The following is a 7,545-nucleotide window of genomic DNA, read 5'->3' as shown; positions in this document are numbered from 1 at the left end:
GGCCCCGGCCGGGGCCTCGGCCCGGACGGCGGGCGGCAGCCGGGCGGGGTCGGCCGCGCGCACCCGCACCGCCGCGACCGCCACCCGGGCGGGCCGGAAGAGCGCGGCGAGCACGCCGGCCGCCACCGGGTCGTCCGGGTCAGGGCAGGTCGTCACGCTTGACCTGGCGGTCCCGGACCAGCCAGCCGCCGTCCTCGCCGCGCACCAGGACGTCCTCGCAGGTGGTGCTCAGGTGGACCTGCGGGCTGCCGCCCATCGGGGTGTTGACGATCAGGGCGTAGCTCAGCGCCAGGACGGAGCCGTCCTCCCGCGGCCGGACCTCCAGCATGCCCAGCCAGTGCCGGACCTGGATGCCCTCCTCGGCGCGCTGCGCGGCGGCCTTGGCGGCGGCGGCGCGGATGGTCTCCCGGCCCCGGGCGGGCTCCGGGTGGGCGTTCGCCGCGAACACCCCGTCCTCGGTGAAGGTCTCGGCCCAGGCGTCGGCCTCACCGCTGTCGAGCAGGTGCATCTGCCAGGCGTAGAACTGCTGGACCTCGGCCTGCAGGGCGGAGCCCGCGGGGGACGCGGAGCTGCTGGTGAAGGACATGGGGGCACTCCCTCTGCCGGAACGGCACGGATGGCGGCGGGCGACGGACCGCGGACGCCGGATGTCGGATGTCGGCGCGCCGGACGACGGGTGTCGGCGCGCCGGCCACAGGCTCCCGCCGCGGCCTCGAATCCACCTCGAGCACGGCTGGTGGGCCGGACCTCCAGCCCGCTTCGAGGGCCCTTCGAGGAGCGGTCGCCAGGGTTGCCGGCAGGACGCGGCAGGGTGCCGCGCCTGACGACCGAGAGGTGGATCCGATGGCCGACAGCAGCCAGCACGTGCTGGTCACCGGGGCGACCAGCGGCATCGGCCGCGCCGTCGCCGAGGAGTTCGGCCGGTCGGGGGCGCGGGTGTTCCTGTGCGCCCGTTCCGCCGAGGACGTCGCCGGTGCGGTGAAGGAGCTGCGGGACGCGGGCGTCCGGGCCGCCGGCACCGCCTGCGACGTCCGCGAACCCGACGACCTGCGCGCGCTGGTGCGGCAGGCCGTCGAGCAGTTCGGCCCGGTCGGCGTCCTGGTGAACAACGCCGGGCGCAGCGGCGGCGGCCCCACCGCGGAGCTCGCCGACGAGCTCTGGGACGACGTCATCGCCACCAACCTGACCAGCGTCTTCCGGCTCACCCGGGAGGTCCTCACGGCGGGCGGCATGCTCGCCGCGGGCTCCGGACGGATCATCAACATCGCGTCCACCGGCGGCAAGCAGGGCGTCGTGATGGCCGCCCCGTACTCCTCGTCCAAGCACGGCGTGATCGGCTTCACCAAGGCCCTGGGCCTCGAGCTCGCCAAGTCCGGCATCACCGTGAACGCGGTCTGCCCCGGCTACGTCGAGACCCCGATGGCGGAGCGGGTCCGCCAGGGCTACGCCGCGGCCTGGAACACCACCACCGACGACATCCTGCAGCGCTTCCAGGCGAAGATCCCGCTCGGCCGCTACAGCACCCCGCAGGAGGTCGCCGGGATGGTGGCGTACCTGGCCTCCGGGACGGCGGCGTCGATCACCGCGCAGGCGATCAACGTCTGCGGCGGCCTCGGCAACTACTGATCCCCGTCCGCCGCCGACCGGCGGCGGCACCCCCACCGACCAGGAAGGAGCCGGACATGGCAGCACCGACCGGCGGCACCGCCGCGGCCCACCACACCGAGCACCGGATCGAGGTGGCCGCGCCGGTGGACACCGTGTACGGCCTCGTCGCCGACGTCACCGGCTGGCCCCGGGTCTTCGGGCCCACCGTCCACGCCGAGCAGCTGGAACTGGACGGCCGCACCGAGCGCATCCGGCTCTGGGCCACCGCCAACGGCGCGGTGAAGACCTGGATCTCGCGCCGCGAGCTCGACCCGGCGGCGCACCGCGTCGCGTTCCGCCAGGAGGTCTCCCAGTCGCCGGTCGCCTCGATGGGCGGCGAGTGGATCCTGGAGGCGCTGCCCGGCGGGCGCACCTCCGTCCTGCTGACCCACGACTACACGGCCGTGGACGACGTCCCGGACGCCGAGCAGTGGATCGCGCAGGCCGTCGACCGCAACAGCACCGCCGAACTCGCGGCCCTGCGCGGCGCCGCCGAGGGCGCGGCGGAGGGGCTGGAGCTGACCTTCGCCGACACGGTGGAGATCGACGGCCCGGCCGAGGCCGTCCGCGAGTTCCTGTACCGGGCCGAGGAGTGGGAGAAGCGGCTGCCGCACGTCTCCCGGGTCGTGCTGCGCGAGGACACCCCGGGCCTGCAGCACCTGGAGATGGACACCACCGCCAAGGACGGCAGCACCCACACCACGGCCTCCGTCCGGGTCGCCCTGGCCGACGGCCGGCTGGTCTACAAGCAGCTCGTGCTGCCGCCGCTGCTCGACCTGCACCTGGGCTGCTGGACGCTCACCCCCACCCCGCGGGGCACCGTCGACGCCACCTCCGAGCACACGATCCGGATCAACCCGGAGCGGCTCGCCCTGCTCGGCGAGGGCACCACCGTGGCGGACGCCAAGGCGTACGTGCGCACCGCGCTCGGCACCAACAGCACCGCCACCCTGAGGCACGCGAAGGCGTACGCGGAGGGCACCGCACGTGACTGAACCGAACGGCCGGCCCAGCATCGTCTTCCCCGAGGGGCCCGCGGACGCCATGCTCGCCGCGAGCGCGGCCAACCACCCGGCGCGGACCGCCCTGCGGGCCGGCACCCGGAAGATCTCCTACCGCGTGCTCGACACCATGGTCAGCCGCTGCGCCGTGCTGCTGCGCGGTTACGTCGACCGGCCCGGCACCGTGGTGGCGCTGACCTCGCTGCTCTCGCCCGACTTCGTCGTCGGCTACTACGGCGTGCTGCGCAGCGGCAACACCGCCGCCCCGATCAACCCGTTCCTGCGCGAGGAGCAACTGGCGCACGTACTGGGCGAGTCGGGCACCGGGGTCGCCCTGGTGGACGCCGCCACCGCCGCCCGGATCCACGCCGTCCGCGACCGGCTCCCGGCGCTGCGGGAGATCGTGGTGCTCGGGCCGCGGCCGGCCGGCGCCGAGCCGATCGGCCGCACCCTGCGCGAGGTCCTCGCGGAGATCGGCCCGGCCGCGCCCGGGGACGGCCCCGCGCACTCCGCGGCCGGCCCGGACGACCTGGCCTGCCTGCACTTCACCAGCGGCACCACCGGGGCGCCGAAGACGGTGATGCTCAGCCACCGCAACGTCACCGTCAACGCGGCGCAGGTGGCGCAGGCGCACCGGATCTCCGGCGGGTCGGTGGTCCTCAACCACCTGCCGACCTTCCACCCCATGCACATGAACTCGGCGATCCTGGCCGGCGCCACCCAGCTGCTCTGCGCCGCGCCCGACCCGGCCGCCTCGGTGGGGCTGGCCAACGAGTACGGGGCCACCCACTACTACAGCCTGCCGCCGCGGCTGGCCGCGCTGGCCGGCTCGGACCGGCTGCCGGAGCTCCGGCTGGAGACGGTGCGGGTGATCGCCTCCGGCGGCTCCGCGCTGCCCCCGGCGGCCGCCCTGCGGCTGTCCGAGCACTTCGGCGTCCCGGTGATCCAGGGCTACGGCCTGGCCGAGACCTCGCCGCTCACCCACTCCGACGACCTGGCGGACTGGCTGCCGGGCACGGTGGGCCGCCCGGTCGCCGACACCGAGTGCCGGATCGTCGACGTCGACAGCCGGGCCGTGCTGGAGCCCGGCCGCGCCGGCGAGGTCCAGGTCCGCGGGCCGCAGGTGATGCTCGGCTACGCCGGCGAGGCGGTGCCCAGCAGCATCGACGACCAGGGCTGGTTCTCCACCGGCGACGTCGGCCAGATCGGCGCCGACGGCCGCCTCACCCTGATCGACCGGCTCAAGGACGTCTTCAAGCGGGACAACTGGCTGGTCTCGCCGACCGCCGTGGAACGGGTCGTCGCGGGCCACCCCGACGTGCGCGAGTGCGTCGTCCTGGACCACCCGGACCCGAGCTGCGGGGCGGTCGCCACCGCGTTCGTCGTCCTCACCGAGCGGGCGGCCGCCGATCCGGCCGGCGCGCTCGCGGCGGTGGCCGCCGAGGTCAACGCCACGATGCCGTACTACCAGCACCTCGAGCACCTGGAGGCGGTGGAGTCGATCCCCCGCTCGCCCAACGGCAAGGTCCCGCGCAGGGAACTGCGCGCCCGCATGGCGGAGCTGCTGCGGCAGCGCCGAACCGCACGTCCGGCCCGAAACCACCCAGGAGGAACCCCCGTGATCAGCTTCATCACCACCTTCACGCTCAAGGGCGACGACGCCGAGACCTTCGAGCAGCTCTTCAAGGAGCACACCGAGTTCATGAGCGCGCAGCCCGGCTTCCTCGGCTTCCGGATGCTCAAGTCGCTGTCCAAGCCGGGCAGTTACGTCAACGTGGGAGTCTGGGCGGACGGCGCCGCCCACCGCGCCGCCGTCAGCACCCCCGAGTTCACCGGCCACGTCCGGGCGATGAGCCCCTACGTGGAGGTGACGGCCGACCTCTACACCGAGATCGCCTCGCACACCCCGACCGCCGACTGAGCCCGGGGCCCCCGATGAACCAGGACATCAAGCCGATGCCCGGGTTGGAGGGGAGGGTGGCCCTGGTGACCGGGGCCACCCGCGGCCTCGGCCTGGCCATCGCCCGCAAGCTGTGCGCCTCCGGCTGCCACGTGCTGGTCAACCACCGCGGCCCGGCGTCCGCGGCCGACGACGCCCTGGCCGCCCTGGCGGGCCTGGCCGGCACGGCCGAACCGGCCCGCGCCGACCTCACCCGGCCCGCCGAGGTCGAGGCCCTGCTCGCCCGCACCGGCGAACGGCACGGCCGGCTCGACCTGCTGGTGCACAACGCGGCCAGCTGGCACCCCGGTTCGGCCCTCGGGGTGGCGGCCCGGCCGCTGCGCCAGGACCTGGCCACCGCGCTCGCCCCGCTGCTCGCCGCCGCCCCGCTGCTGCCCGGCCTGATGGGCGGGCGGGGCGGGCGGGTGGTGGCGATCTCCAGCTCGGGGGCGCGCAGCGCCGTCCCCGGCTACGTGAACGCGGGCCTCGCCAAGGCCGCGCTGGAGAGCCTGGTGCGCTACCTGGCGGCGGAGCTGGCGGGCCACCGGATCACCGTCAACGCGATCTCCACCGCCAAGATCGACAAGGGGGTGCCGACCGGCAACCCCGCCATGCTGAAGATCCTCGCCGAGCGCACCCCCGCGGGCCGGCTGACCACCCCGGCGGACGTCGCCGACGCGGTCGCCCTGCTCTGCGCGGACGAGGCGGCCTGGATCCACGGGCAGACCCTCACCGTCGACGGCGGCCTGGGCCTCATGCCCTGAACCCACTCCGAGAGAGGCACCCGTGCGCACGAGCACAACGGACATCTGCGTGGTGGGCGGTGGCCCGGCCGGGCTCACCCTGGCCCTGCTGCTGCTCAAATCCGGCGTCAGCGTCACCCTGCTGGAGAAGTCCCGCTCCACCGACCGCAGTTACCGGGGCGAGATCCTGCAGCCCGGCGGCATGGCCGTCCTCGACGAACTCGGCGTGCTGGCCGCCGCCCGCGCGCGCGGCTGCCACCCGCACGACCGCTTCCAGGTGGTCAGCCGCGGCCGGGTGCTGCTCGACGTGGACTACCGCCGGCTGCCCGGCCCGAACAACTGCCTGCTCAGCCTGCCCCAGCCGCACCTGCTGGACACCCTGCTGGACGCCTGCCTCGCCCACCCGGGCTTCCGGCACCTGCCCGGCACCCGGGCCACCGAACTGCTCACCCGGGACGGCGCGGTGTGCGGCGTCCGCGGCGGCGGCCCGGACGGCGAGCAGGAGGTCCGGGCCCGCTGCGTGGTCGGCGCCGACGGCCGCTACTCCAAGGTCCGCCGGCTGGCGGGCATCGAGGCGGACCGGATGGACGCCTTCGACCAGGACGTGCTCTGGTTCAAACTGCCGGTCGCCGCGGCGCAGCCCGACGCCGTCCAGGTCTACCGCTCCGGCGGCAACCCGATGCTCGTCTACCACTCCCACCCGGACCAGGTGCAGTTCGGCTGGACCCTGCCGCACGGCGGCTACCGCGCCCTCGCCGAACGGGGCGTCGAACACGTCCGCGAGCAGATCGCGCTGGCCGTGCCGCAGTACGCCGACGCCGTCCGCGAGCGGATCACCCGGCTCTCCGACCTCAGCCTGCTGGACGTCTTCTCCGGCCGGGCCCGGACGTGGGCCGCCGACGGCCTGGTGCTGATCGGCGACAGCGCCCACACCCACGGGCCGATCGGCGCCCAGGGCATCAACCTCGCCGTGCAGGACGCCGCCCTGCTCCACCCCGTCCTGCTCGACGCCCTGCACGCCCGGGACACCGGTGCCGCCCGGCTGGCCCGCTTCGAGCGGGAACGCCGCCCGGACATCGAGGCGGTGCTCAGACTGCAGGCCGTGCAGGGCCGGGCGATGCTCTCCAGCAACCCCGTCGCCGACACCGTCCGCCCGGTGCTCGCCCGCGCGGTCGCCCGCACCCCGCTCTACCGCGTGCTGCTGCGCCGGATCGCGTACGGCCGGCAGCCCGTCCGGGTGCACACCGACCGCTTCACCACGACCTGACCCGACGAAAGGCCCGAGATGCGCCTGCTGGACCTGTCCTCACCGATCGACGCCGGGTTCTGGGAGCCCGACCCGGTCGTCCACACCGTGATGTCGGCGGCCGAAGGGGCCCGGCACATGGCGTCCGAGATGAAGGAGCACTTCGGCCTGGACTTCCCGGTGGAGACCCTGCCGGGCGGCGAGTTCCTCAGCAACGACACCGTCACCCTGACCACCCACACCGGCACCCACGTCGACGCGCCCTCGCACTACGGGACGGCCTCCTACGGGCAGGCCCGGCACATCGACCAGATGCCGCTCGACTGGTTCCACCGGCCCGCGCTGGTGCTCGACGTCCGGGAGGTCGGCACCGGCACCATCGGCGCCGACCGGCTCAAGGAAGGCTTCGACCGGATCGGGCGCACGCCCGAGGAGCTCGACATCGTCGTCCTGCACACCGGCGCCTCGGCGTACGTCGGCACGCCCCGCTACTTCACCGAGTTCGCCGGCCTCGACCGGTCCGGCATCACCTACCTGCTGGACCTCGGCGTGCGGGTGATCGGCACCGACGCCTTCAGCCTGGACGCGCCCTTCACGTACATCATCGACGAGTACCGCCGGACGGGTAACCCCGACGTGCTGTGGCCCGCGCACTTCGCCGGCCGGGACCGCGAGTACTGCCAGATCGAGCGCCTCGCACACCTCGACCAGCTGCCCGCCCCGCACGGCTTCCGGCTCTCCTGCTTCCCCGTCAAGCTGGCCGGCGGCGGCGCCGGCTGGGCCCGCGCGGTGGCGGTGATCGAGGACTGACCCGGCCCTGGAGAGCGAAGATCCCGCCCGGCCGTTCGGCCGGGCGGGATCGCTGTTCTCCGGGTACCGCTACCGGGTCAGGACGCGAACACCTCGTCCACGATCGCCTGCTGTTCGACGGCGTGGCGCTTGGCGGAGCCGACGGCGGGGGCGGAGGAG

Annotated in this window: 7 protein-coding genes; 6 read left to right on the top strand and 1 reads right to left on the bottom strand. The window is 74.6% G+C overall.

The features are described 5' to 3' along the window. Positions 1-139 precede the first annotated feature (139 nt). Positions 140-586 carry a nuclear transport factor 2 family protein gene (locus tag ACFUEL_RS30820; protein ID WP_380240075.1) on the bottom strand — a complete coding sequence of 149 codons (447 nt, stop codon included), beginning with the start codon at positions 584-586 and terminating at the stop codon, positions 140-142. 257 nt (positions 587-843) lie between these two features. Here ACFUEL_RS30820 and ACFUEL_RS30815 point away from each other — a divergent pair, with 257 nt between their 5' ends. The 6 genes from ACFUEL_RS30815 to ACFUEL_RS30790 are packed head-to-tail and all read left to right on the top strand — an operon-like array spanning position 844 to position 7,386. Next, entirely contained in the window at positions 844-1,626 is a 783-nt protein-coding gene (locus ACFUEL_RS30815; protein WP_380240074.1) for an SDR family NAD(P)-dependent oxidoreductase, read from the top strand. Positions 1,627-1,682: 56 nt separating this feature from the next. Further along, on the top strand, positions 1,683-2,642 hold the full coding sequence (locus tag ACFUEL_RS30810; protein ID WP_380240073.1) for an aromatase/cyclase: 960 nt from the start codon (positions 1,683-1,685) through the stop codon (positions 2,640-2,642). After that, the gene (locus ACFUEL_RS30805; RefSeq protein WP_380240072.1) at positions 2,635-4,569 is read left to right on the top strand and encodes an AMP-binding protein; all 1,935 of its coding nucleotides are present in this window, start codon (positions 2,635-2,637) and stop codon (positions 4,567-4,569) included. The genes ACFUEL_RS30810 and ACFUEL_RS30805 overlap by 8 nt, the downstream gene beginning before the upstream one ends. A gap of 14 nt (positions 4,570-4,583) precedes the next feature. Then, positions 4,584-5,351 (top strand): SDR family oxidoreductase, encoded by a 768-nt coding sequence (locus tag ACFUEL_RS30800; protein ID WP_380240071.1) that lies wholly within the window; start codon positions 4,584-4,586, stop codon positions 5,349-5,351. Positions 5,352-5,373: 22 nt separating this feature from the next. After that, on the top strand, positions 5,374-6,597 hold the full coding sequence (locus ACFUEL_RS30795) for an FAD-dependent monooxygenase (RefSeq protein ID WP_380240070.1): 1,224 nt from the start codon (positions 5,374-5,376) through the stop codon (positions 6,595-6,597). 18 nt (positions 6,598-6,615) lie between these two features. Further along, on the top strand, positions 6,616-7,386 hold the full coding sequence (locus tag ACFUEL_RS30790) for a cyclase family protein (protein ID WP_380240069.1): 771 nt from the start codon (positions 6,616-6,618) through the stop codon (positions 7,384-7,386). Positions 7,387-7,545: the final 159 nt, after the last annotated feature.

The organism is Kitasatospora sp. NPDC057198 (assembly GCF_042670125.1).
In the GTDB taxonomy this organism is placed as follows: Bacteria; Actinomycetota; Actinomycetes; order Streptomycetales; family Streptomycetaceae; genus Kitasatospora.
Note: the sequence above shows the minus strand (reverse complement) of the source record. Positions and strands in the feature narration are given on the sequence as shown.

Bases quoted from the DNA above. Each gene is read 5' to 3' on its own strand.
- ACFUEL_RS30820 (WP_380240075.1), bottom strand. From the start codon at position 586: ATGTCCTTCACCAGCAGCTCCGCGTCCCCCGCGGGCTCCGCCCTGCAG.
- ACFUEL_RS30815 (WP_380240074.1), top strand. From the start codon at position 844: ATGGCCGACAGCAGCCAGCACGTGCTGGTCACCGGGGCGACCAGCGGC.
- ACFUEL_RS30810 (WP_380240073.1), top strand. From the start codon at position 1,683: ATGGCAGCACCGACCGGCGGCACCGCCGCGGCCCACCACACCGAGCAC.
- ACFUEL_RS30800 (WP_380240071.1), top strand. From the start codon at position 4,584: ATGAACCAGGACATCAAGCCGATGCCCGGGTTGGAGGGGAGGGTGGCC.
- ACFUEL_RS30790 (WP_380240069.1), top strand. From the start codon at position 6,616: ATGCGCCTGCTGGACCTGTCCTCACCGATCGACGCCGGGTTCTGGGAG.